The sequence below is a fragment of the Candidatus Afararchaeum irisae genome, assembly GCA_034190545.1.
Lineage (GTDB): Archaea > Halobacteriota > Halobacteria > Halobacteriales > Afararchaeaceae > Afararchaeum > Afararchaeum irisae.
In genome coordinates this window covers 1-21,338 of record JAXIOF010000027.1, presented here as the reverse complement: position 1 = coordinate 21,338, position 21,338 = coordinate 1, and the positions used below count along the sequence as shown (strand labels likewise).

The 21,338-nt window shown below is 56.2% G+C and carries 30 protein-coding genes and 1 tRNA gene; 13 read left to right on the top strand and 18 right to left on the bottom strand.

Features of this window, described 5'->3' with window-relative positions; translation table 11 throughout:
* The first annotated feature begins 102 nt into the window (after nt 1-102).
* From hisC to SV253_03730, 3 genes are read left to right on the top strand one after another with little or no spacing between them, the layout of a single operon-like run.
* Nucleotides 103-1,185, top strand: a complete 1,083-nt coding sequence (gene hisC / locus SV253_03740) for a histidinol-phosphate transaminase (protein MDY6775177.1) — start codon at nt 103-105, stop codon at nt 1,183-1,185.
* Entirely contained in the window at nt 1,176-1,721 is a 546-nt protein-coding gene (locus SV253_03735; protein MDY6775176.1) for an AAA family ATPase, read from the top strand. Before hisC ends, SV253_03735 begins: the two co-directional genes overlap by 10 nt.
* Nucleotides 1,718-2,302 carry a CDP-alcohol phosphatidyltransferase family protein gene (locus SV253_03730; GenBank protein MDY6775175.1) on the top strand — a complete coding sequence of 195 codons (585 nt, stop codon included), beginning with the start codon at nt 1,718-1,720 and terminating at the stop codon, nt 2,300-2,302. The genes SV253_03735 and SV253_03730 overlap by 4 nt, the downstream gene beginning before the upstream one ends.
* Here SV253_03730 and SV253_03725 read toward each other — a convergent pair.
* Nucleotides 2,299-2,607 carry a hypothetical protein gene (locus tag SV253_03725; protein ID MDY6775174.1) on the bottom strand — a complete coding sequence of 103 codons (309 nt, stop codon included), beginning with the start codon at nt 2,605-2,607 and terminating at the stop codon, nt 2,299-2,301. The two genes, SV253_03730 and SV253_03725, sit on opposite strands and share 4 nt — an antisense overlap.
* An 88-nt stretch (nt 2,608-2,695) precedes the next feature.
* On the opposite strand from SV253_03725, the gene SV253_03720 reads away from it, so the two are divergent.
* A complete protein-coding gene (locus tag SV253_03720; protein MDY6775173.1) occupies nt 2,696-3,553 on the top strand; it encodes a hypothetical protein in 858 nt (285 codons plus the stop codon).
* A gap of 83 nt (nt 3,554-3,636) precedes the next feature.
* On the opposite strand, the gene SV253_03715 is transcribed toward SV253_03720, so the two are convergent.
* Together SV253_03715 and SV253_03710 are read right to left on the bottom strand one after the other, a co-directional pair.
* A tRNA-Val gene (locus SV253_03715) sits at nt 3,637-3,710 on the bottom strand.
* 41 nt (nt 3,711-3,751) lie between these two features.
* Entirely contained in the window at nt 3,752-3,916 is a 165-nt protein-coding gene (locus tag SV253_03710) for a hypothetical protein (GenBank protein MDY6775172.1), read from the bottom strand.
* 95 nt (nt 3,917-4,011) lie between these two features.
* On the opposite strand from SV253_03710, the gene SV253_03705 reads away from it, so the two are divergent.
* Both SV253_03705 and SV253_03700 read left to right on the top strand, forming a co-directional pair.
* A complete protein-coding gene (locus SV253_03705) occupies nt 4,012-4,392 on the top strand; it encodes an Hsp20/alpha crystallin family protein (GenBank protein ID MDY6775171.1) in 381 nt (126 codons plus the stop codon).
* A 38-nt stretch (nt 4,393-4,430) separates the two neighbouring features.
* Nucleotides 4,431-4,931: a phosphatase PAP2 family protein gene (locus tag SV253_03700; GenBank protein ID MDY6775170.1), complete on the top strand. Its 501-nt coding sequence runs from the start codon at nt 4,431-4,433 to the stop codon at nt 4,929-4,931.
* Here SV253_03700 and SV253_03695 read toward each other — a convergent pair.
* Both SV253_03695 and SV253_03690 read right to left on the bottom strand, forming a co-directional pair.
* Nucleotides 4,879-5,514: a rnhA operon protein gene (locus tag SV253_03695; protein MDY6775169.1), complete on the bottom strand. Its 636-nt coding sequence runs from the start codon at nt 5,512-5,514 to the stop codon at nt 4,879-4,881. The genes SV253_03700 and SV253_03695 overlap by 53 nt on opposite strands.
* The gene (locus SV253_03690) at nt 5,511-6,110 is read right to left on the bottom strand and encodes a ribonuclease HI family protein (GenBank protein ID MDY6775168.1); all 600 of its coding nucleotides are present in this window, start codon (nt 6,108-6,110) and stop codon (nt 5,511-5,513) included. Before SV253_03690 ends, SV253_03695 begins: the two co-directional genes overlap by 4 nt.
* 128 nt (nt 6,111-6,238) lie before the next feature.
* On the opposite strand from SV253_03690, the gene SV253_03685 reads away from it, so the two are divergent.
* Together SV253_03685 and SV253_03680 are read left to right on the top strand one after the other, a co-directional pair.
* Nucleotides 6,239-7,204 (top strand): transcription initiation factor IIB, encoded by a 966-nt coding sequence (locus tag SV253_03685; protein MDY6775167.1) that lies wholly within the window; start codon nt 6,239-6,241, stop codon nt 7,202-7,204.
* Between the two features lie 43 nt (nt 7,205-7,247).
* The gene (locus tag SV253_03680; GenBank protein MDY6775166.1) at nt 7,248-8,030 is read left to right on the top strand and encodes a formyltransferase family protein; all 783 of its coding nucleotides are present in this window, start codon (nt 7,248-7,250) and stop codon (nt 8,028-8,030) included.
* Here SV253_03680 and SV253_03675 read toward each other — a convergent pair.
* From SV253_03675 to SV253_03645, 7 genes are read right to left on the bottom strand one after another with little or no spacing between them, the layout of a single operon-like run.
* On the bottom strand, nt 7,985-8,755 hold the full coding sequence (locus SV253_03675) for a helix-turn-helix domain-containing protein (protein MDY6775165.1): 771 nt from the start codon (nt 8,753-8,755) through the stop codon (nt 7,985-7,987). The two genes, SV253_03680 and SV253_03675, sit on opposite strands and share 46 nt — an antisense overlap.
* Complete coding sequence (locus SV253_03670) at nt 8,742-9,380, bottom strand: methyltransferase domain-containing protein (GenBank protein ID MDY6775164.1); 639 nt, start codon at nt 9,378-9,380, stop codon at nt 8,742-8,744. Before SV253_03670 ends, SV253_03675 begins: the two co-directional genes overlap by 14 nt.
* A gap of 47 nt (nt 9,381-9,427) precedes the next feature.
* Nucleotides 9,428-10,036, bottom strand: coding sequence for a 30S ribosomal protein S3ae (locus SV253_03665; GenBank protein MDY6775163.1), 609 nt, complete (start codon nt 10,034-10,036; stop codon nt 9,428-9,430).
* Nucleotides 10,037-10,095: 59 nt separating this feature from the next.
* Nucleotides 10,096-10,386 carry a KEOPS complex subunit Pcc1 gene (locus SV253_03660; protein ID MDY6775162.1) on the bottom strand — a complete coding sequence of 97 codons (291 nt, stop codon included), beginning with the start codon at nt 10,384-10,386 and terminating at the stop codon, nt 10,096-10,098.
* On the bottom strand, nt 10,383-11,642 hold the full coding sequence (locus SV253_03655) for a DHHA1 domain-containing protein (GenBank protein ID MDY6775161.1): 1,260 nt from the start codon (nt 11,640-11,642) through the stop codon (nt 10,383-10,385). Before SV253_03655 ends, SV253_03660 begins: the two co-directional genes overlap by 4 nt.
* Nucleotides 11,643-11,671: 29 nt before the next feature.
* On the bottom strand, nt 11,672-12,142 hold the full coding sequence (locus SV253_03650; GenBank protein ID MDY6775160.1) for a 30S ribosomal protein S15: 471 nt from the start codon (nt 12,140-12,142) through the stop codon (nt 11,672-11,674).
* A gap of 25 nt (nt 12,143-12,167) precedes the next feature.
* Nucleotides 12,168-12,704, bottom strand: coding sequence for an XTP/dITP diphosphatase (locus tag SV253_03645; protein ID MDY6775159.1), 537 nt, complete (start codon nt 12,702-12,704; stop codon nt 12,168-12,170).
* Between the two features lie 55 nt (nt 12,705-12,759).
* On the opposite strand from SV253_03645, the gene SV253_03640 reads away from it, so the two are divergent.
* The 3 genes from SV253_03640 (at nt 12,760) to SV253_03630 (ending at nt 13,843) form a co-directional block, all read left to right on the top strand.
* On the top strand, nt 12,760-13,077 hold the full coding sequence (locus tag SV253_03640; protein MDY6775158.1) for a ribonuclease P protein component 4: 318 nt from the start codon (nt 12,760-12,762) through the stop codon (nt 13,075-13,077).
* A 37-nt stretch (nt 13,078-13,114) separates the two neighbouring features.
* A complete protein-coding gene (locus tag SV253_03635) occupies nt 13,115-13,462 on the top strand; it encodes a helix-turn-helix domain-containing protein (GenBank protein MDY6775157.1) in 348 nt (115 codons plus the stop codon).
* 87 nt (nt 13,463-13,549) lie between these two features.
* Complete coding sequence (locus SV253_03630) at nt 13,550-13,843, top strand: hypothetical protein (protein ID MDY6775156.1); 294 nt, start codon at nt 13,550-13,552, stop codon at nt 13,841-13,843.
* Between the two features lie 17 nt (nt 13,844-13,860).
* Here SV253_03630 and SV253_03625 read toward each other — a convergent pair whose 3' ends face one another.
* The 3 genes from SV253_03625 to SV253_03615 all read right to left on the bottom strand — a co-directional run bounded on the left by SV253_03625 (nt 13,861) and on the right by SV253_03615 (nt 15,477).
* Nucleotides 13,861-13,986: a CcmD family protein gene (locus SV253_03625; protein ID MDY6775155.1), complete on the bottom strand. Its 126-nt coding sequence runs from the start codon at nt 13,984-13,986 to the stop codon at nt 13,861-13,863.
* Nucleotides 13,987-13,993: 7 nt separating this feature from the next.
* Nucleotides 13,994-14,686, bottom strand: coding sequence for a cytochrome c biogenesis protein CcsA (gene ccsA, locus SV253_03620; protein ID MDY6775154.1), 693 nt, complete (start codon nt 14,684-14,686; stop codon nt 13,994-13,996).
* A 104-nt stretch (nt 14,687-14,790) separates the two neighbouring features.
* Nucleotides 14,791-15,477, bottom strand: coding sequence for a cytochrome c biogenesis CcdA family protein (locus SV253_03615; GenBank protein MDY6775153.1), 687 nt, complete (start codon nt 15,475-15,477; stop codon nt 14,791-14,793).
* 90 nt (nt 15,478-15,567) lie between these two features.
* On the opposite strand from SV253_03615, the gene SV253_03610 reads away from it, so the two are divergent.
* A complete protein-coding gene (locus tag SV253_03610; GenBank protein MDY6775152.1) occupies nt 15,568-16,281 on the top strand; it encodes an ABC transporter ATP-binding protein in 714 nt (237 codons plus the stop codon).
* Nucleotides 16,278-16,958, top strand: coding sequence for a heme exporter protein CcmB (locus tag SV253_03605; protein ID MDY6775151.1), 681 nt, complete (start codon nt 16,278-16,280; stop codon nt 16,956-16,958). Before SV253_03610 ends, SV253_03605 begins: the two co-directional genes overlap by 4 nt.
* A 58-nt stretch (nt 16,959-17,016) precedes the next feature.
* Here SV253_03605 and ccsA (SV253_03600) read toward each other — a convergent pair whose 3' ends face one another.
* From ccsA (SV253_03600) to SV253_03590, 3 genes are all read right to left on the bottom strand, one after another.
* Nucleotides 17,017-19,392, bottom strand: a complete 2,376-nt coding sequence (gene ccsA, locus SV253_03600; protein MDY6775150.1) for a cytochrome c biogenesis protein CcsA — start codon at nt 19,390-19,392, stop codon at nt 17,017-17,019.
* Nucleotides 19,393-19,398: 6 nt separating this feature from the next.
* Nucleotides 19,399-19,863 carry a thioredoxin family protein gene (locus SV253_03595; protein ID MDY6775149.1) on the bottom strand — a complete coding sequence of 155 codons (465 nt, stop codon included), beginning with the start codon at nt 19,861-19,863 and terminating at the stop codon, nt 19,399-19,401.
* Between the two features lie 71 nt (nt 19,864-19,934).
* Nucleotides 19,935-21,338, bottom strand: a 1,404-nt coding sequence (locus SV253_03590; GenBank protein MDY6775148.1) for an adenine deaminase C-terminal domain-containing protein, incomplete at its 5' end; no start/stop codon positions are given.

The following is a 21,338-nucleotide window of genomic DNA, read 5'->3' as shown; positions in this document are numbered from 1 at the left end:
TCCCACTTCGTCTTACTGCTTAATTACGGTTTTGATGGACTACCGAAACGACGCTGACCCGGGAGCGGTAGCTTCATTACGTTAGGCGGATACAGTCGAGTAATGAGCGATCTTCTGAAGGAACTCTCAGGCTTCGACGAGTATGTCCCGGGAAAAGGGATAGATGAGGTCGCCTTCGAACACGGTCTGTCGCCCGATGAGATGGCTAAGCTTGCCTCGAACGAGAATCCGCTGGGTCCACCCGACGCCGCGGTCGAGAGGATACGTCGGAACGTCGACGGAGCCAACATCTACCCGACCGCTCTCAACGAGACTCTAAGGCAGAAGGTTGCGGAGTACATCGGTGTCCCCGAAGGGAACGTCGTCTTAGGGGCTGGTGCCGACGGAGTCTTCGACACCGTGGGACGTGCGGTCATAGAGGACGGCGACTCCGTACTCACGCCGTCACCCGGCTTCTCGTACTACGGCATGTCAGCGAGGTATCTCGGGGGCAACGAGTCGAGCTTCTCTCTCTCGAAGGAAGACGGCTTCGAGATGACTCCAGAGGCTGTACTCGATGCTTACTCGGGTGAGAAGATAATATATCTCACGACACCCAACAACCCGACAGGAACCAGCCTCACCAAGGACGGTATAACCGAGATAGCCGACGAGGTGGACGGCTTAGTCTTCGTCGACGAGGCTTACGGTGAGTTCTCCGACCAGCCTTCTTTCGCGCCTGAGGCTGTCGAGAGGGACGACGTAGCAGTCGCACGCACCTTCTCGAAGGCGTTCGGGCTCGCGGGACTCCGTGTCGGATACGGCGTAGTACCCGACTGGCTAGCTGCGGCGTACCGAAAGGTCACGACCCCTTTCTCCGTAGGAACACTCTCGTTACACGGTGCTATAGGTGCCCTCGAAGACGACGGACATCTCGAAGATACAGTCGATCTCGTCGAATGGGGACGCGGCTACCTCTCGTCGGAGATAGAGCTTCCCACCTTCGAGTCGGAAGCCAACTTCGTCCTCGTCGACGTTGAACCGTCGGGTATGTCGGCGTCAGAGGTCGCTGAGGAGCTTGAGAAGAGAGGTATAATCGTGAGAGACACAACGAGCTTCGGACTCCCGGGCTGTATACGTGTCTCGGTGGGAACCGACGACGAGACAAGACGCGCTGTCAGAGAGATAAACGCAGTATGCGCGTAGCCCTCACCGGGACACCCGGAACCGGTAAGACCACGGTTTGTGAGCCACTCGCCGAGAGACTCGGATTAGAAGGCTTGGCTATCACCGACCTCGTCGAGTCGGGATCTGGATTCACCCAGGGATACGACGAAGAGTACGGTGTCCCCGAGGTCGACGTAGAAGCCGTACGCGAAGAGATCGAGTCGGAGGAAGACGTACTCGTAGAAGGACATCTCTCACATCTCGTAGACGTCGACCACACAGTAGTTCTGAGATGCAGACCCGACGTCCTCGAGGAACGTCTCTCGGAGAGGGGATACGACAGAGACAAGCTGGCTGAGAACTCCGAGTCGGAGGCTCTCGACGTCGTTCTCGCAGAGGCAGTCGAGGAACAGGGGGACGAAAACGTCTACGAGATAGATACGACAGACAAGACTGTGGAGGAGACAGTCGAAGAAGCAGCCGAGGCGGTCGAGAAACGTGAGTCTAAGACAGGCGTGGTCGACTGGATAGAGTACGTCCGAACAGACATGAGCCGAGACCGGGAGGAAGAATGACACTCGACAGCCTCAAGCCGCTCGGATACAAGGCTGTGAAACCCGGTGTGAGAGCCGCCCGGGGTCTCGGAATGACGCCCAACCAGGTCTCTGTCGTCTCCCTCGTCGTGGCGGTGGTTTCGGGCGTCTCGTTCTCTCTGGGTAGCTTCTACGGCTACGTCGGTGGCTCCCTCTTCGTCGTACTAAACGGCTTCCTTGACCTTGTCGACGGCGAACTCGCCCGCGAGTCAGGGTCAGAGAGTAAGAAGGGCGACTTCTTAGACCACGTCTTAGACAGGTACTCCGACGCCGTCTTCGTGGTCGGGATCTCAGCGGGCACCGACGAGTGGATGTTTGGACTCTTAGCTCTCACGGGCGTCTTCATGACGTCGTACATGGGAACACAGGCAGACGCAGTCGGCGCGGGAAGGGAGTACGGCGGCGCGCTCGGACGCGCAGACCGTATGGCTCTGATAGTCGCCGGAGGTCTCGCACACGCCGCGTTCGGAGGCGTACTGAGATGGGTTCTGATACTCTTCGCAGTCGTCGGAAACCTGACCGCAGTACAGAGGTTCGTGACTACGTGGCGCGGAATAGACTAACTCGAAGTCTCTCTGTACCTTCTCATGGGGATGTAGAGAGGCAGAATCAGTACGCCCATTACGACGAGATAGACGAAGACGAGGAAGGGCAGAAACCCCCAGATCTCCGAGACGGGAGCCATCCCGCTCAGACGTCCGAGCCACGTCACCATCGCGAGGAGCCAGAGAACCGTGACGAAGACCCCGACACCGACGAAGACTACTCCGTATATCTTGAGGAGAAGAGAGTCACTCACCCGGAAAGCGTACCTGAGTGAGCCGCTTATACTACGTAAACGTAAGTCGGTGTCGGTCTCGTCTGACATCCGTGTGATATGTCCATACTTCGGCGAACGCGGTTAAGTTAGTTTCCATATTCCCCACACATAAGTAAAACGAGTACGAGTCTCCGACATGGAGACGAGTATCGACCGGGTCAAGATACTCTACGTAGTCGGTGTCTTCCTCGGTGTGGCAGCGGCTTTCTACTTCGGATTCCAGCTACTCGAAGACCTATCGCCGACGACGACCTCCGCGGCTCTCGTCTTAGGCTTCGCCGCCTTCTTCCTCGCCGGAGTATACGTCGACGTCGAGACCCTCGACACAGTCTTCTATTCTCTCTCGGCTGGCTCCTACCTCGTCTTCGTCGCCTACACGCTCTCAGTCTTCGACCTCGGTGACGGCGGCGTCTTCGTCCTCCTCGCTGGCTCCTCGGCACTCTTCGTCGTCCTCGGCTACGTCTCAAGCAGAGGATACCTCGATGTCGACCGACGTACAGCCGCGGCGGGGATTGGCGGCGTCTTAGTCGTCGCCTTCGCACTCCTCGGATTCGACGCCACGGGGGCACAGCCGACCTACGAGTACGACTTCGACGACGAAGTCGATGTTCCTGACGGATTCAGACCAACCGACGGAGCCGTAATTGGAACAGTGACGGTCGAGAATCCGTTCGCTCTGTCACGTACCGCCGAAGTACCGTCTGTCGAGGGCTGTGTCTACATCTCCGAGTCGGAGTACAGACCTGCGCCCGTGAGAGACGACGCACCCTTCGACCTCCTCCTCGGTGGGGGCGAGACAAGGAGGTACAACATCACACTCAGACAAGAGGCTTTCCTCGACCGCGAGACGGGTGAGATCGAGGACGTCTTCGCCGACCGTGAGACAGTACCCCTCGAAGTCTCCGAGGACTGTCCCGACGAGGTCGATGAGCCGAAGGTCGTCGTCGTGGTCGAGGGGGGAGACGACACATCGGTTAGATCTGCGACGGAGTAGCCTACCAACTTACTCTAAGACACAGACTCAGAACTGAACCTCTCGTACATACCACACCACTTCGCTCACAAAAGTTCGCCCAGTGGGTTCGCCCGGGATCGAACCGGGGACCTCCGCCTTGTAAGGGCGGTGTCATAACCGACTAGACCACGAACCCTCTAATGGGTATTGGAGGTCTCCTTTGATGTATCTTTAGATTTAACTCGACTCGAAGGGAAGATCCTCGGGGTTCTCGGCGACTACCCACCAGTGGACGTCCTCCCTCGAGTGACGTCTGTCTATGTGACGCTCTAGCTCTGCCTCGTTGTCGAAGTCCTCCCCACATATGTTGCATCGGTGGTGTTCCTTGTCAACTCGTACCATGTTGAACACACGGACTCTTACTGAATCAATCTTCCGGCGAGAGAAGTTCTGCCAAAGAGTTATATATTAGAAGTGCTTACTTGAGGTTAGGTAAGATGAACTCAGACTCAAGAGACTCCTCCGACGACATCAGAGACATAAACGATCTCTTCCGTGAGATAACCGGCGGAGCCGAACCTCGGACTAACGAGAATAGACGAGATGCTGGTGCCGACGCCGAGGACGAGTACGAAGTCCCTCGTACACGTGTCGAGTCCCGCGAGTACGAAGACGAGTTCTTAGTCGTCGCCGAGCTACTCGGATTCGGAAGGGAAGACACGGAGTATGAGATCGACGGCGAGAGACTCAAGGTACGGGCCGAGAACGTCCACGGCTCTTACTCGGAGTCTGTCGGGCTTCCGTCGGGTGTAGACGTCGCAGATCCCGATGAGAGTTACAGTAACGGCGTCTTAGAGATCAGGTTCGAGAAGAAGTGAACCGACTTCTTTTACTTTAGCGGCGACGAAGAGTCGGCATGGTCTCGTACCTCGACTCTCTGATGACTCTTCTCAACTCTTTCCCGTTCTATCCCACGGTGTCGTTCTTAGGTGCTGTGGTGTTAACTCTTACAGACAGATGGAGACACACAGCCTACTTCGTAGTAGCCATGGCTCTCGTAGGTGCTATCGCGGTCAGCCTCAAGACCGCGGTTCACGCACCCCGTCCGTACGTCAGACAGGGTATAGAGGTCGCCGAGAAGAGCCACGTCCCATTCGGTGTCTACGACGACGACTACGCGTCTTTCCCATCAATGCACGCGATGACGGCGTTCGCGCCGGTCGCAGTCTTCCACTCTGCTTACCGGAGCCGTCGTCTCACAGTCACTCTATGTGGCTTTGCTGCCCTCGTAGCCTACTCACGTGTCTACCTCGGTCTACACCACGTGAGCGACGTTGTAGTCGGCGGCGCGCTCGGAATGGGTGTCAGCTTTCTGGTTCTGAGTCTCGGAGATACTCTTCAGTCTCGTCTGGGCTGAGTCCCGCGGCTTCGAGTAGCTTTCTCACCGACTTTTTTACGGTCTCTTCCTCATCGGGACTCGACCAGACGTTTCTCAGGTAGTAGTCTTCGAGGAACTCACGCACGTGTTTCTGTGACACTTCGTCGACCGGCAGGATGTAGTGGTTCTCGAGAAACTCTACGAAGTACTCGGCGTTCGAGACTTCGGTCTCGGTTACTTCCCCCATCTCGCTGAGCTCTTCGATCACGTCCGAGTTGTACGAGTGGACGTCCTCCCAGCTTTCTCCCTTCTCCGACAGAGATATCTCGTGTGCTCTGTCGGTATCTTCTATTCTCTCGACGTCGACCTCACCGTCTACAACCCAGTCATCGGGATAGAGGACGAGAGTCCCGTCGTCTCTGAGACGCGCCACGAAGCCGTTCTCGGCGGCGAGTTCGTCGCGCCTATCCTCGTAGACAGGGCTCGTACTCGTCAGAGACATCTTAGTGAGGCGGACTACTTCGTCGACCCAGTCATCGCGTTCGGTCTCTTCTTCGTCCTCTCCCTCGCTTCTGTCTCTGTCTCTGTCTTTCCCCTTGCGGCTGTGGCTGTCATCGGTCAAGTCTCGAACACCTCATTGGCTATCCTGTCCGCCCTCTCGTTCGTCTCGCGCGGAACATGGCGTATCTCGAACGAGTCGAACGAGTCGGCTAACTCCCTGACCTCATCGTAGAGTGGCTTGAGGTTCTCGGAGTTGCAGTTCCAGTCACCTCTTACCTGTTTGACTATGAGCTGTGAGTCGCCGACAGCCTCGACTTCGTCGAAGCCTCTCCTCTTCGCCTCTCTCAGACCCATCAGGAGAGCGGTGTACTCGGCTTCGTTGTTGGTCGCCTTTCCTATCCTCTCGCCGTTCTCGGTAAGAACGGTGCTGTCTTCCGCCCTTGAGACCACGTATGCCGCCGACGAGGGTCCGGGGTTCCCTTTAGAGGCACCGTCGAAATGCACGACTCCTTTACCACCCGTCTCTCCCTCGTCTTCGAGAACGCCGAGTAAAGACACGTCGCCGTAGACTACCACGCCGTTTTCGTGTGCGGCAACGACGCTCCCGCCGTGTCTCGCCCTCCAGAGTTCGTCTTCCTTCGCGTCCGTGAAGTCGGCTCCCATCTCCTCCATAGTCTCACGTACCTCACCTGGAGGGATTTCGAGTATATGTCCCATTGCCTCAGTATACGCCCTCGTATATAAAGTGAGTTCGGAACCTCTCTCAACCCTGTTGTCCCGTACTTCTTAGACGAGGATAACCTAAGCCTTAAGTAGGTTAATTTATTCTGTATATATGATTTTGTATGGCTAACTCAACAAGGCAGAGGACTCAGGAGAAAGTATCCGAGGAGACTGAGGAGGATCAGATTGAGGGGGAGCAGTGTCCCGAGTGTGGCTCCGACGAACTTACCTCTAACTCAGAACGCGCCGAGGTCGTCTGTAACGACTGTGGTCTCGTCGTCGAGGAGGAGAAGATAGATCCGGGTCCCGAGTGGCGTGCCTTCGATCACAAGGAACGTCAGGAGAAGTCACGTGTCGGAGCACCAACGACGAAGACGATGCACGACAAGGGTCTCACGACGACGATAGACTGGAAGAACAAGGACGCCTACGGTAGGTCTATCTCGTCGGAGAAGAGAAGCCAGATGCACCGTCTGAGGAAATGGCAGGAGCGCATACGTACGAAGGACGCCTCCGAACGTAATCTCCAGTTCGCTCTCTCAGAGGTCGACAGGATGGCGAGTGCTCTCGGAGTCCCGAGGTCGGTGAGGGAGGTCGCCTCTGTCATATACAGACGTGCTCTCAACGAGGATCTCATACGTGGACGTTCGATAGAGGGCGTAGCCACGAGCGCTCTCTACGCGGCGTGCAGAAAGGAAGGCATTCCACGTTCACTCGAAGAGATCTCCCAGGTATCACGTGTGGACAGAAAGGAGATCGGACGTACGTACCGTTATATCTCGCAGGAGCTCGGCTTGGAGATGGAGCCCGTCGACCCGAAGAAGTACGTACCGCGTTTCTGTTCCGAGTTAGAGCTTCCGGAGGAAGTCCAGTCGAGGGCTAACGACATAATAGACACCACCTCGGAGGAAGGTCTCCTGAGCGGAAAGTCGCCCACCGGATTCGCCGCCGCCGCTATATACGCCGCGTCCCTCCTGTGTAACGAGAAGAGGACACAGAGGGAGGTCGCCGAGGTCGCCAATGTCACCGAGGTCACCATACGTAACCGTTACCAAGAACAGATGGAAGTCATGGGTCTCCACGGATAGACTAACGGTAGACATATAGACGAGGACGTCTTTTCTGGTCTTAATGTCGCTCTTCGATCTAGACAGAAGTCTGCGCGTCGTGGTCTTCTTCTCGGGTGGTGCGAGCGGTCTCCGGTATCTCGCGCGACACGATCCCAACTACGGCGACAAGTACGAGGTCGTCGGCGCTTTTACTGACTCCCCCGACGCTCGAGGCGTCGAGTTCGTGCGTGACGAGGGTATTCGTCTAAAGACAAACGACCTCGACGAGTTCTACGCCGAGAGGGACGCCGACACACGTGACCTCGACGTAAGAGAGGAGTACGACAGTCAGACTGCGGATATTATAGACGAGTTCGACGCCGACCTCCTCCTACTCTCGGGGTACATGCGTATACTCACGTCTCCCGTAGTCTCGTCGTACCCTATCATAAACGTCCATCCCGCCGACCTCACTGTTAGAGACGACGGCGAGCGCGTCTACACGGGATTCGACCCCGTCTACGACGCCGTAGTCTCGGGCGAGGAGTACACGCGTTCGTCGGTTCATTTCGTGACACAAGACGTCGACGAGGGTCCTCTTCTCACTCTCTCCAAACGTTTCGAGGTACACAGGGAACTTGTCGACAGCCTCATGGAGAACGCCTCCGACGACGCAGTCCAGAGCTACTGCGAGTCACACCAGGAATGGATGAAATGGGAGGGCGACGGTCCCGCCCTCGCAAAAGCCGTCGAGCTTATCGCCGACGGACGTGTCGAGAGAGACGGCTCAGACGTCTACATCGACGGCGAAATCGGACATTACTCGCTCGACTCTGCCTCTGCCTCGTCCCAGAGCGCGAGGTAATGGTGTATATGGGTCTGTATCAGGTCGGGATTTTCGGTGTATAGACCGAAAGGAAGACCGTCATCGTCGAACGAGATTATGAGCATCTTCTTGTCGTCGATTATGAGGAGATAGTGGTAGTAGAAGTCGGTATGACGTATCTTGCCCCCGACAGCACTTATCTCCGACTTACAGACCTCCTCGAAGGTTCCGAGAGCCATGAGTTCGACTGAGTCGGATAGGACTTCCTGGAGCATCCCCTTACAGTTGAGAGTGAATAGGGGTCTCTCGCCCGCTAGCTTGACCTCGTTCTTAGCAGACTTGAGCATCTCAAGTATCCTGTCCTCTATCGCGTCCTCGCCTTCGACTATACGTACGCCAGATCCCGAAACCGACGGCTGTGTCTCCTTCTCGGGGAACTCGTCGGCTATCTCTTCGACCATCTCGGTGAGCTCCTGTATCCTCGCCTCGTACTCCGCCTCTATCTGACGTATACGGTTGTCGAGACCTGTCTTCACTGGGAGAGGCTCGTACTTCTTCGGGCTCGAAGGCTTGACCTGTATCAGACCTTTTCTTTCGAGAGTTGACAGGACGTCATATATACGCGACTGGGGGACGTCAGAGAGCTTCGACAGGTTTCCGGCGGTCGATATTCCCTCGGAGAGAAGGACGTAGTAGACTCTCGCGCCGTACTTAGTCAGATCGAACTCCTGAAGATCCCCGACGGTGTCCTCATCTATCTGCATAGCACGACGTGTTATAGAGTATCTTAATATCTCTTACGGTTTGGTTAACCCCGGACAAGGTGTACTTGAATCCGTCCTCGATCCGTCTCGTCGACATGCCGGCGTCTTCGGTCATTATCTCTAACTCGTCAGGGGTGTAGAAGACCGAGTCGAATCCCACGAGATGTTCGGCTCGCGTCAGAAATCTGCCTCTGAGGGTCGTGGGATCGAACTCCGATACGACGAAGACTCCTCCCTCACGTAGTACCCTACCGACCTCGTCGAAGACCCCCTTGACGTCGGCGATATGGTGGAGTGCGTCGGCACATACGACTGCGTCGAAGCTACAGTCTTTGAAAGGTAGGAGAGAAGCGTCGCCCTCGACTCCGGGAACTGGTGACTGTCTCACCATGCCGCTCGAAGCGTCGACGACGACCACGTCTCTTCCGACGCCGACGATAGCCCTTCCGACACGTCCCGTGCCTCCCGCGAGGTCGAGTACCCTCTCGACTCCCCTCTCTGCCTCGTCGATTCCTCTCTCCAACGTATCCGTGTCCGCAGATGGAACTAAGACGTCGTAGAAACGCGAGAAGAAGTCGAAATGGCGCACATCGCCTATCTCTCTCCCGTCATCAGAAGTAGGCATTTAGTTTAGTTTAATTCAAAGCTGAGGGGATGAGAAAGACCCGTATATTAAGCCGACTGCTCTTCCTCGGCGTAGACTTCCTCGGGGGTCGCTTCGACGCTACTCTTCATGATCTCGGCGCGTCTGAGGGGATATATCTTCTTACACTCGTTGTAGACCGCCGAACTGAGACGTCCCGTGACCATCGCGTCTATGAACTCGTCGAAGGTGTGGTTCTCACCGCTCTCGACGACTATCTCCCTCATGTCGCTACGTATAGCCTTCTCCTGTGACTCGTCGGCGTCCATCGCAGTGAAGGCAACGGGCTGGACACGTACACGGTAGTCGTCCTCTGTACGTATGACTATGTTGTCCTGTATCTTCGAGGAGCCGCGGCGGACGAGCGACCTCACGTAGTCACGCGTGAGCTCGTGTCCTATGAAGCTCGTGTAAGCCGAGTCTCCGCCTATGTCGGTTATCTGGAACTTGAGCTTCGTGTTGTTCTCCGACATGTCGTCGGTGAGCTCTCCCTTGGTCGTCTCGACCTTACGTCCCATTATCTTCTCGGGCTCGTCGGCGGGAGTCTCGCCGAGCTTCTCCCTGTCGAACTCCTCGGAGGCAAGTACGTCGTACCATTTCTTGCCCCTTCCTGACTTAGAGACCTGTCTGCTTGACATCTTTACTCGAAACTCGGGACGCACACATATAAATCCTCGAATTATATCCGGCGGGAGACTCAGTCGTTGTCGTTGTCACTGTCGATTTCGATGTCGCTGTTGTCACCGTCACAGTCACCTCTCGTGTCTGTGTCTTCGTCTCGGTCGACTATCTCCGCTGCAACCTCAATGTTTCTGACGTAGTCGTCGGCGGTCGAGAGAAGAGAGCCTAAGCTGTCGCGTTCTATACGTGTGACGATCTTCGAGCCGTTGACCTCGGTCTCCATCTCGTCTGTGTTGTCGGGGGACACCGAGAGAGCGACCTTCTCGGGGCTGTCGTGGTATGTCTCGAACTCGACCTTGGATTTCACTCTACCGCCTCCTTTACACAGTCTATGAACTCATCTTTCGTCTCGCTCGGCACTACGCTCCCTCCTCTCTCGGGATGTCCTCCGCCCTCGCCGCCGACTCTTGACGCACAGTCTCTGAGTGTCCTGCCTGCGTCGACCTCCGACCCCGACCTAAGGCTCATCTCGCCGTCGGGGTTGACGACGACAACTACTTCGGAGTCGGAGATCCATCTGTAGAAGACGTCGGCGACCGATCCCGTGTCGAATCCGCCCGAGATTCTGACGGTGCACAGTCCCGAGCCGTCTTCTTCCTCGACATCGGCGTTTTCGACCTCATCTATGAGACTCGACTCGAATGAGCGGTAGAGCTTACGTGCCTTCTTCACGTCACCCGTCGCGTCTCCGAGACACAGAGAGAGACCCAAGCCGGGGTTCCCCGTCTTGCCACACGCCTCTACGTACGCCGCGAAGGTGTGGGCGTCCTCGACAGTCGAACCCACGAGACGGTACCTCTCTCCGACTGTCTCGGCTGCTGTTTCGGGGTTCGACGCCTCTCTGAGAGCTAAGAGGAAGACCGCAGTCGAGAAACGTCGTGACTCCTCGTCGTCCATATCCGCGACAGATATAGGAAGACCCAGCTCTTCGACGAAGCCACGTGCCGCCTCGATGTCGCCCGTGTACTCGGTGTAGGGATCTGTCGAGTAAGCTAGTGCCACGTCGGCTCTCTCCCCAACGAGGCGCGCTCCGACTGTCTCGTCTATGACACCCGACTCGACGCCGTCGTCTATTACTTCCTCGACTAGATCCGATCCCGAGTCCAAGACGTCGTCGCCTATAGCACCGAGGAGAGCCGTGTCGGCTGTCTTAGCTCCCGACCCCGACACCTTCGCAACGATATGTGCGCCACAGCTCGAACTCGCCTCGTCGTCGGTGTCCCCCTCGTCTCTCGGTGTGACTAAGACTCCTCCGAACCCACCGCGTCCCTCCGAGGGATGGTGGTCGACCACGACGGTGTTGGGGGGGAGACGGTCGAGATAGCTCGCTCCGAGGTCACACGCTACAGTCGTGACGTCTTTTGAGACGTGGGAACCGACCCTACCAGGGTCGTCGACACATCTGAAGTGGTACCTCGTCTCCCAGCGCGAGAGTAGATCACAGACGATACCCGCCGTCGAGAGACCGTCGGCGTCGTTGTGGGAGACGACCTCGACGAACTCCTCGCGCCGAAGCAGGTCGGCTGCCTTACGTGCGTTCTCTCGGAGAAGCGAAGGAGACACGGCTATCCTATAACAGAAGAGAACCGGAGCTACTCTTCTCCGACTATCTCACGAGCCTTCTCGGGACTGTACTTGAAGTCCTCGGGGATCTTGTCGCCCTGGTAGTAGTCGATGAGCCTGTGTATCTTGCTCTCGACGTTCTGGAGTGCCCTCTTGTTCGAGGCGTCGTTGGGGTTGCCGTCGAGCTGGTCACGCACTCCGACAGCCTTAGCCATCAGGTTGGTGAGATCCTCGGGGTACTCGGGGTCGGCGTCGTTCTCCTCCATTATCTCGGAGATCTTCTTACCCGTGACGAGCTTGACGTCGGTGACTGGCTTGCCCTTGACGCCCTCGTCCCTGAGACGGACTCCTATCTCGGCGCTCGAAAGACCCTGTTCGGCGAGCTCTACAACGCGTTCCTCGACTGCGTCGGCGTCCTGAGCACTCCACTCAGGAGCCTCGTCGACTACGGGTTTGTCGGAAGAGCTCTGTCCTCTCTTCCTCGTGTGCATTCTAGCCATGTTTCAAGAGAGCCGTTCTCGGGCTTTAAGCTTGGCGGTACCAGTCAGCGAGCCTCTCGAACGCCCTCCTGCGGTGGGAGACCTCGTTCTTCTCCTCGGACGACATCTCGGCGAATGTCTTGGCGTCGTGTTCGAATATGGGGTCGAATCCGAAGCCGCCGTCCCCGCGTTTCTCGTGAGTTATACGTCCCTCGACACGTCCCTCGAAGGTACGTACTTCGTCGCCGTCGGTGTAGGCGACCACACATCTAAAACTCGCCGACCTGTCTTCTGCTGACTCCACCGCCTTCAGGACTCCGTCGTTCCCGAGTGTCGAGTAGACGTACGACGAGTACGGTCCGGGGAAGCCTCCGAGACCTTCTACGAAGAGACCCGAGTCGTCGACGAAGACCTCCTCCCCGAACTCGTCATAACACTCCTTGACCCCTCTCACAGCGATCTCCTCTAGGGAGTCCGACTGTATCTCGGCGTAGTCGTACTCTACCCTGTCGACTTCGACTTCATCGCCGAGTATCTCCTGTGCCTCTCTCGCCTTTCCCTCGTTGCCGGTTACGAAGAGCATACTACATTCGAACTGTCCCGCTACAGATATAACTCCCGCGACATTAGATTCCTACGTGACAAAGACGGAAGAGGAAATCGCAGAGGAAAGAATACATCGGCTCTTCTCTCTCGCCGACGAGATATACCACTCCGACTGCGATGAGGCGAGCGAGTACGCCGACAAGTACGTTGAGAGGGCGCGTGAGATAGGCATGAGATGTCGTGTCTCGCTTCCACGGAGACTCAAGAGACGTGTCTGTCCCGGCTGCGGAAGCTTCCTCGTCTACGGCGACAACTCACGTGTCCGTGTCGACGACGGACGCGTGGCTGTGACGTGTCAGACCTGCTGTGAGACGACGAGGTATCCCTACGGAGACGGAGAGGACAGATAGCAACACGGTTTTAACTATATGGACGTATCTAAACCCAATGGACTCGTCTGAGTCTGAGGTTCTGGAGGCTCTCGGGAACAAGTACAACCCCGAGATTCTCGACTCGGCGCGGAGACCCAAGTCCGCCCAGGAGCTCAGCGACGAACTCGACATACCCATAGCCACGTGTTACCGCAGGATAGAGGAGCTTCAGGACACAGGTCTCCTCGAACTCGAAGACAGGGTTCTCTCCGACGAGGGAAGACGTACTAAGGTCTACAGGACACAGGTCAACGAGATACGTATACTCTTCGAGGGGAACGGAACACCCACGATAGAGATGGACGAGATAACCGACGCAGAGGAGAAACTGGTCGATATCTGGGACGACCTCAAACGTCAGTGACGCTACCCCGAGTTATCTCATCTGATAACCGGGAGGTCAGATTTATAACTATCGACAGGGTTTTCTTGCGTAGAAGACACGTATAATATGAGCTTAAAGATGCAGACACTGGAGATGCTCTACACTGTCTTCAGCCTCACCGTCGCAGCCGCGGGTATGTCGCTCGTAGCCGTCTCAGTGCGGGCTTACATCAGGACACAGAGGACTGACATGGTATACCTCTCGGTCGGCTTCGTACTCATCGTGGCTGCCTCGATCGGAACGGCTGTGAGTGCTTTTCTCGTCGACTTCTCACGCACACAGTCGCTTCTAACAGTCAACAACCTGATTACGACGGTCGGATTCCTCTTCGTGATGTACAGCTTAGTCCCCGACAGCTGACACCTAACACTTAACACCTAAGAGTCGTCACGTAGGTCGGCGACTCTCTGCTCCAGACGTTTTATACGTCTCCTCATGAAGAGGGTGTAGATGAATATGCCTATGAAGATTAGGCTGTATCCGACTAGTAGAAGTGGCTCCATACTTTATCTACCTCGTGTCTGATCTTACCTTCTTCGTTTCTCTTTCGAGTATGACCCTGTCCTCAAGCTCATGTATGTCTATACGTACCGTCATGAGGTAGGCATACAGGAGACTCACCGCGACGAGCGAGACCATGAGTGTCGTCGGGTCTATGTTGGCACTCACATCGGGGTTACCGAGAGTCTTCTCGTGGAATGTTGGAGTCCACAGCGAAGTCGATATGTACGATATCGGGACGGTCACGAAGCCGACTATGCCGTAGACCGCGGCGTACTTCCCGTCGCCTCCCCTCCTCTTCTCGCTCGCGGAGTAGACTATGAGGTATCCCGCGTATATGAACCAGACTATCAGGAAGGTCACTAGACGTACGTCGCTCCACTCCCACCACGAGTTCCAGATTATACGTCCCCAGATGCTTCCCGTGATAAGTGTCAGAGTAGCGAACATGAAGCCTATCTCCCCCGCCGAGTGGGCTAGGTTGTTCCAGAAACGCCCGCCGTAACGCAGGTAGAGCACGCTTCCCACGAATGTCACTGAGAGGGCGACTGCGGCTGTCCACGCCATCGCTATGTGCCAGTAAGCGATTAGATTTACCTGGTGTTCTATGCCGTACATAGTCTTCGAAGCGTAGCCGAAGACGAGGCCCAGCGACACTACTCCAGTGACGAGAGCACCCCACTTGACCACCCGGCTCCACATCACGACTCTCGTGAGTCTTACGAGACGGCTGAGTATGTATGACGACGATACCATTCTCCTAACTGTCGTATCTAATATAACTACTTAAGGACTCCGAAGAGTCCTCACATGACTGACATTACCAGTCTGTCGACCTCAAAGAGTATCCCGACTCCCGTAGCGATAAGTAGGTAGCCTGCCGCCTGACGTATCTTCTCGGTCGTTCCCATGTCGAGTTTCTCCATGAGAGCCTTGCCTCCGGTCTTGCCTCCGTAGGCTATCCCCAGAAGCGGTACTGAGAAGCCGACGCCGTATACGAAGAGGAGCGATCCGCTAGTTACGACGTCGCCTGTCGTGCCGACGTAGGCGAGTACGGCTCCTAAGACGGGTCCGACACACGGGAGCCAGATAGCTCCCAGTAGGAGACCGAGGAAGAATGCCGACGCGAGAGGATGCTCGTCGGAGTCGAAAGAGTCGACCGCACGTGACGCCGAAGACGAGACACGTGACGAGTACTTCGAGTAGACCGCATAGAAGTCGTCGTCCGCCATCACGGCTCCGAACGCGATTATGAGAACCATCGACGGGAGACGTAGAGCCTCGGGACTCAGAGAGCCGAGAGTTCCGCTCGCTACGCCGAGTGCCGTGAAAGTGATCACGCTCCCTGAGACTATGAAGACGGGACGGAGACGGTGTCCCACGCTTCCCGAGAGGAGCGGGGGTATCATCGGTATACAGCATGGTGTCAGAACCGTGAGTAGACCCGCGACGAACGCCGCAGTGATACCCGGAAGAGTAGTCGAGACAGCCATCGGAGGCTCTACGCGTCTTAAACACTTATACTATCCGACAGACGACAGAGACACACTTATGTGTGGATCGCCGGAAGTAACACTACATAGATGTCTCTGATAGAGATCGACAGGGTGACGAAGAGGTACGGGAGGTTCGAGGCTGTCCATAAGGTCGATCTCGGGATAGACGAGGGGGAGTCGGTGGGTCTCTTCGGTCCCAACGGTGCGGGAAAGACGAGCCTTCTACGTATGGTAGCTACGCTCTCAGTGCCGACAGACGGGAGCGTCTACATAGACGGCGAAGAGGTCAGGGGTGACAAGCCCGAAATACGTAGCAGGCTCGGAGTCGTATCCCACGACTCGATGCTCTACGACGGATTCACGGCGCGCGAGAACCTGCGTCTCCACGCACGTCTCCACGGCGTCGACCCCAGCGAGGTTCGACGGAGGCTCAAAGACGTGGGTCTGTCGTCGAGAGGGGGCGACGTAGTCTCGGGCTTCTCCCACGGTATGAGAAAACGACTCTCGCTCGCGCGTGCTCTTCTCCACAACCCCGAGATACTCCTATTAGACGAGCCCTACGCCGGACTCGACCAGAGGTCTTCGGAGACCCTGAGGGGAATACTCGACGACTTCACCGACAGAACAGTGGTTATGACGACACACAGCTTAGAGGAGGGCTACAACCACTGTGACAGGCTCGTCTTCCTCGATCAGGGCAGGGTGAAACGTGACGTCGACAGGTCGGAGTTTGACAGCTTAGACGAACTCGAGTCGATCTACCATTCGTCAGTCGGAATACAGAAGGGGGGTCTGGAGTGACCGCGAGAGAGTTCTTGGGGGTTGTCTACGAGGTAGCACGCAAGGACGTTCTCTTGGAGTCACGAACTAAGAGTACGATAAACTCGTCTGTCGTCTTCGCGTCGCTGATAGTCGTCGTCTTCTCTTTCGCCTTCGTGAGACGTTTCGAGAACCTCGGGGGCGTCGGAAGAGGCGCGCTCTGGATCGCATTCGTCTTCTCGGGAACCGTCGGAATGACGCGCTCGGCGTCAGTCGAGGAGTCCGACTCGGCGATAGAGGGTCTAATGCTCGTCCCCGTAGACAGATCGGCAATCTACGTCGGTAAGGTTCTGAGTACATCGCTCTTCGTGACAGTAGTCGGAAGCCTCTCGCTCGTACTCGTGACTATATTCCTCGACTACCCCATAGGGATCGCCGAGTCACCTCTCGTCATCGGGGTCGTAGTCGTCGCGTCTCTCGGCTTCTCGTCGGTAGGTGTCCTGATGTCGATACTCAGCTCGAAGTCGAACCTGAGTGAGACGGTTCTTCCGATACTTCTGATACCTCTGATGATACCCGTACTCCTGTCGGGAATAGAGCTCACAAGGGTAGTCACAGAAGGTGGAAGCTACGCCGGATGGCTAAGAACCCTTCTCGTCTACGACGGAATAGTCTTCCTAGCGGGCTTGATGACCTTCGGCTACGTCTTAGAAGAGTAGAAGAGTGAGGAAAAGCCCGATTCGACTCTATTCCATCAGTCTAGTCCAGTTGTAGCTGTCAGTCGTCGGTAGCACGTGCCTTCTTGTCCCCGCTCGGGGTCTTGTCTTTCCTCCTTCTAAACGCCGGAATCAAGCCGTGTCTCGGATCAAAGACTAGAACGAGCGACATCCCTAAGACGAGGAGACCCACGCCGAACCAGACCTGGTTCGTCAGGGGGATAGTCTTTATAGTAATCGAGGCAGTTCCGCTGTCTATCGATCCTATGACGTATATGTCCTTCATGAGACCGCGGTCTATCAGGACATTGTTAGTGGTCATCCTCGTCCGCGTGAATGTACTCTGACTCACTTCTCCGGCTGCGACGTATTTGCCGTTTTCATAGACCTCTATGTTGAGGACGTTCGATCTCACGCGCGGCTCTGCGACACCCTCAGGAGGATTCGCCATAGTTCCATAGCTGTCGGCACTCGTGAATACGACCGCCTCGACTTGAGGCAGTATGTTTCTCAGAATTCTACCCCGGGCTACGGCGTTGTCGCCTTTCTGTATGACTCCCTGCGACCTCATCGCGACCCAGACATTGGTGTCACCGAGACGCCCCATCGAGAGGTTGCCTGTCTCTCTAACTTCCGTGATAGTGCCGCCCACCGTAGTGACATTCGATCTGAGGCTCGGAACCTCACTCGGGGAGGTCACCGACTCCTCGACCGACGGCGTCCGTGTCTCCTCGTATCCGAGGACGTTTATTGAGTAGTCAGAGTCGGGGACATTGTACATCTCGGCGTCGTCAATGTTGTTTACTCCGTCGACTATCACCGACGACTGTACTGTGAAGAGGTATGTGAATGACACCGAGACAAAGAGGACTGCGACTCCGACGTGTATCACCGTAATACCCGTCTCCTTGAGCTTACGGTTACGTCCCGCCGAAGTCGAGATTCTACTCAAGAGACGTTTTACAACTGAGAACGAGAGATAGACTGCGGGAGGAACAGCAGAGAGGACGCTGACGTTTCCTATACTCCGGTAGACTATCTGGTCGTTGACGGTCGTCTCGGCTAGGTGCCACTGACTCGAAGGTGAAATCAACGCCGCAACTACCGTCGCAGTTGAGAAGAGTCCGAGCCCCATCAGGCTCTTCTTCTTGCCCTCGACATCGTAGTCCATGTAGAATCCCGCTAACAGAACCGTTATTACGATGAGTGGGTAGCTCCAGAGGTTGTAGTACTTACTGTCGACGCTGACCTCGATTCCCGTCGCCATGTCTCTCAGAACCGGGAACGAGAGCCCCCAGAACGAGACGAAAGTCAGGAGTCCGAATAGGAGGACGCCGAGATGGATGATGTTCGACCGTGTAATCCACTCATCCGGAGTCTCGTCTGAGTCCGACTCGTCCTTCTTGAGGAACCAGTAACCCGTAGGAAGCACGAAGCCAAGTAGAGTCGTGGCTCCCATGAGTATCAGAACCGACATACCAATACCACCCGTCGCGAACGAGTGGACACTCCTGAAGACACCGCTTCTGACGACTGTCGTCGTATAGACCGTGAGAGCGAATACTACAGATATCGACGCAGGAGCGAGTATGCTGTACTCCCTGTTTCCACGGTAGTTAGTCACCGAGTGTATCGTCGCCGTGAGGAAGAGCCATGGCACGAGTATCGCGGTCTCGACGGGATCCCATGCCCAGAATCCACCCCATCCGAGGACGCGGTACGACCAGATACCGCCGAGAGTTATTGCGACTGTGAGAAAGAGCCACGATACTCGCAGCCATCTCATGACACTCCCTATCCAGTCGTCGAATATGCCGCCGTCACCGCGCACCTTTGAGATGAAATGTGCCGTTCCTATTCCGAACGGGACTATGAGAAGAGAGTAAGATGTGAACATCAGGGGAGGATGTATAGCTATGAAAGGATCTATGAGGAGAGGATTTAGACCGCTTCCGTCGGGCGGTACGAAACCCTGGGGTGCATCAGGGAACTCCTGATATATCGACTTGAAAGGGCTCTGTGTGAGTAACATTCCGGCGAAGTACGCCACGACCCCAACAGATATAGACTGTACGAGCTTGTTGTGTTTGCCTTTAATCCCTTTCGTGACCATAGCCCAGGCTGAGACGACTGAGGCTATCGCTCCCCAGAGGAGTATCGAACCTTCGTTCGCGGCGTATACTCCTGTGACCTTATATAAAAGACCTAGGTAGTCAGCGGAGTTCTCCCAGACATAGAGGTTGGTATAGTCGCCTGTCACGAACTGGTATGTCAGGTAGACGAGTGCCGAGACGAGACCGAACGAAGTTACGGGTATGAGCACCGAGACGACCTTCGTGAATCTCTCTGTCTCCTTAGCGTAGTCGTAGAGAAGCAGTAGAGTCGAGACTATCCCGGCTACGGCTGAGAGTCCTATGAGTATATTTCCAGCTTTCATCTTATCTTAGACCTCCCTCTTAGCGTTTTTGAGTATCCTAAGGAATGTCTCCTTCTTGGCGTATCCGTTGATTTCAGTCACAGTCTCACCGTCGGGCGTGAGTATGACGTGCTGTGGCGGGTAATTGGCGTCGTACTCACGTTTGAGACGTTCCGTGACCTCGTCGTTCCTATCCATGTTGACCCCCACTAAGACGTAGTCCTCGAGCTGGTTCCTCACATCTTCGTCGGTATACACCTTCTGGTCGTAGTCCTCGCAGTAGGTACACCAAGTAGCCCAGAAGTAGAGAAGCATGGGCTTGTTCTTCTCCTGTGCTATCTGTTTCGCCTCGGTGTAGTTAGAGTGCCACGCTGTACCCCCGTGGTACGAGTAGGTCTGGTCGCTCGTTACAGGCGCGGCGTTCATCGAGTAGTAGGCAACTGAGATGCCTAGAACGAGGACTGCAACCGTTAGAACCTTCTTGGGCTTCATTACTTGGATTGGTTAGTCCCTCGTGACCCTTAAGCTTACATATTAGGAAGTCGACGTTTCGGATTATACTACTACTCGTCGAGATCGAGTCCAACGACCTCACGCGATAGGACGTCTGCGTATCCCGAGAAAGACATCTTGAGAGACGGCACCCCGAAGAAGGCGAGCGTCTGGAGTCCGAGCATAGGACGGTCGACATCGCTTCCGAGGCTCTCTATCGCGTCATCGACCTCTCCGTAAAGTCTCGCGGTCTCCTCAACCCTCATGTCAGAACAGACCCCTCCCAGCTTAGCCGGAAGCTCCGCGATCACGTCGCCGTCACGTACGACTGCCCAGCCTCCGTTGATCTCGTTTATTCTCTCGACCGCCCTCACGGTCTCGTCGTCGTCGGCTCCTACGGCGAGGACGCCCGGCGTCTCCCACGTGAGTGTGGTCGCGACCGCCCCCTTTTCTATCCCGAATCCCGTGACAAACCCCGTGAATCCGGTGCCGTCGGAGTCGGGATGTCTGTCTAAGAGGGATATCTTGAGAACGTCGTTCTCGGGATCGGAGAGTAACTCGCCGTCCTCCTCGCGCGGCTCGACAGCCGTCTCTCCCGACAGGAGACCTCCCGAGTACTCTATTCCACGTACCTCCCCGTCGACAGCGACATCCGAGTCGACCCTCAGGTCGTCTACGTCGGTCGTGACGTCTATGTAGTCGTAGAAGCGGTCGGGGTAGTCGTGTCCTTCCCAGTCTTCGTCTCTGTCTTCGTCTCCGTCTTCTGGGGACGGAGCCTTCCCTGACTCGGAGTCGTAGACTACCTCGCCCTCGTAGAGAACCGTCGATACTTCGACCTCCTCAAGACTGTTGAGAACCGCGATATTCGCAGTCTTTCCGGGGGTCAGACTTCCGACGTCTTCGAGACCGTAGTAACGCGCTGGGACGTAGGTCGCCATACTTACCGCGTCTATGGGATCGACCCCTTCTTCTATCGCCTTCCTCACGACGACGTCCATGTAGCCCTCCTCGACTAGCTCCCGAGGCCACATCCCGTCGGTCGAGAGCGATATCTCGGGGCTGAAGCCGACCTCGTCGTATGCGTCCCCGACGGCGCGGATGTCGTCACGTATAGATCCGTACCGTCCGACTGCGTGGACGCCGTTCTCGACACGTTCGAGGAGTCCGTCTCCCGAGATAGCCTCGTGGTCGTCGTCTATGACCGACGCGAACGCCTCGTAGTTCTCGTCGGAACAGCCGGCTCCGTGTCCTGTGACGCGTTTTCGTTCTTCTTTCGCGGCTTCGTAGAGGATCTCGGCGGGCGTCTCACGTCCGACTAAACGTATCCAAGACGTCTCTCCGACACCCACGACACGCGGATGTGAGAGAAGATCGACGAGCCTCTCAGCCTCGTCGTCGTCGGCACGCCGCGGCTCGAATGCGTCGAAGAGAGGCTGTGGCGGCACAGTCGCGTAGACGTCGAACTCTATTCCTGA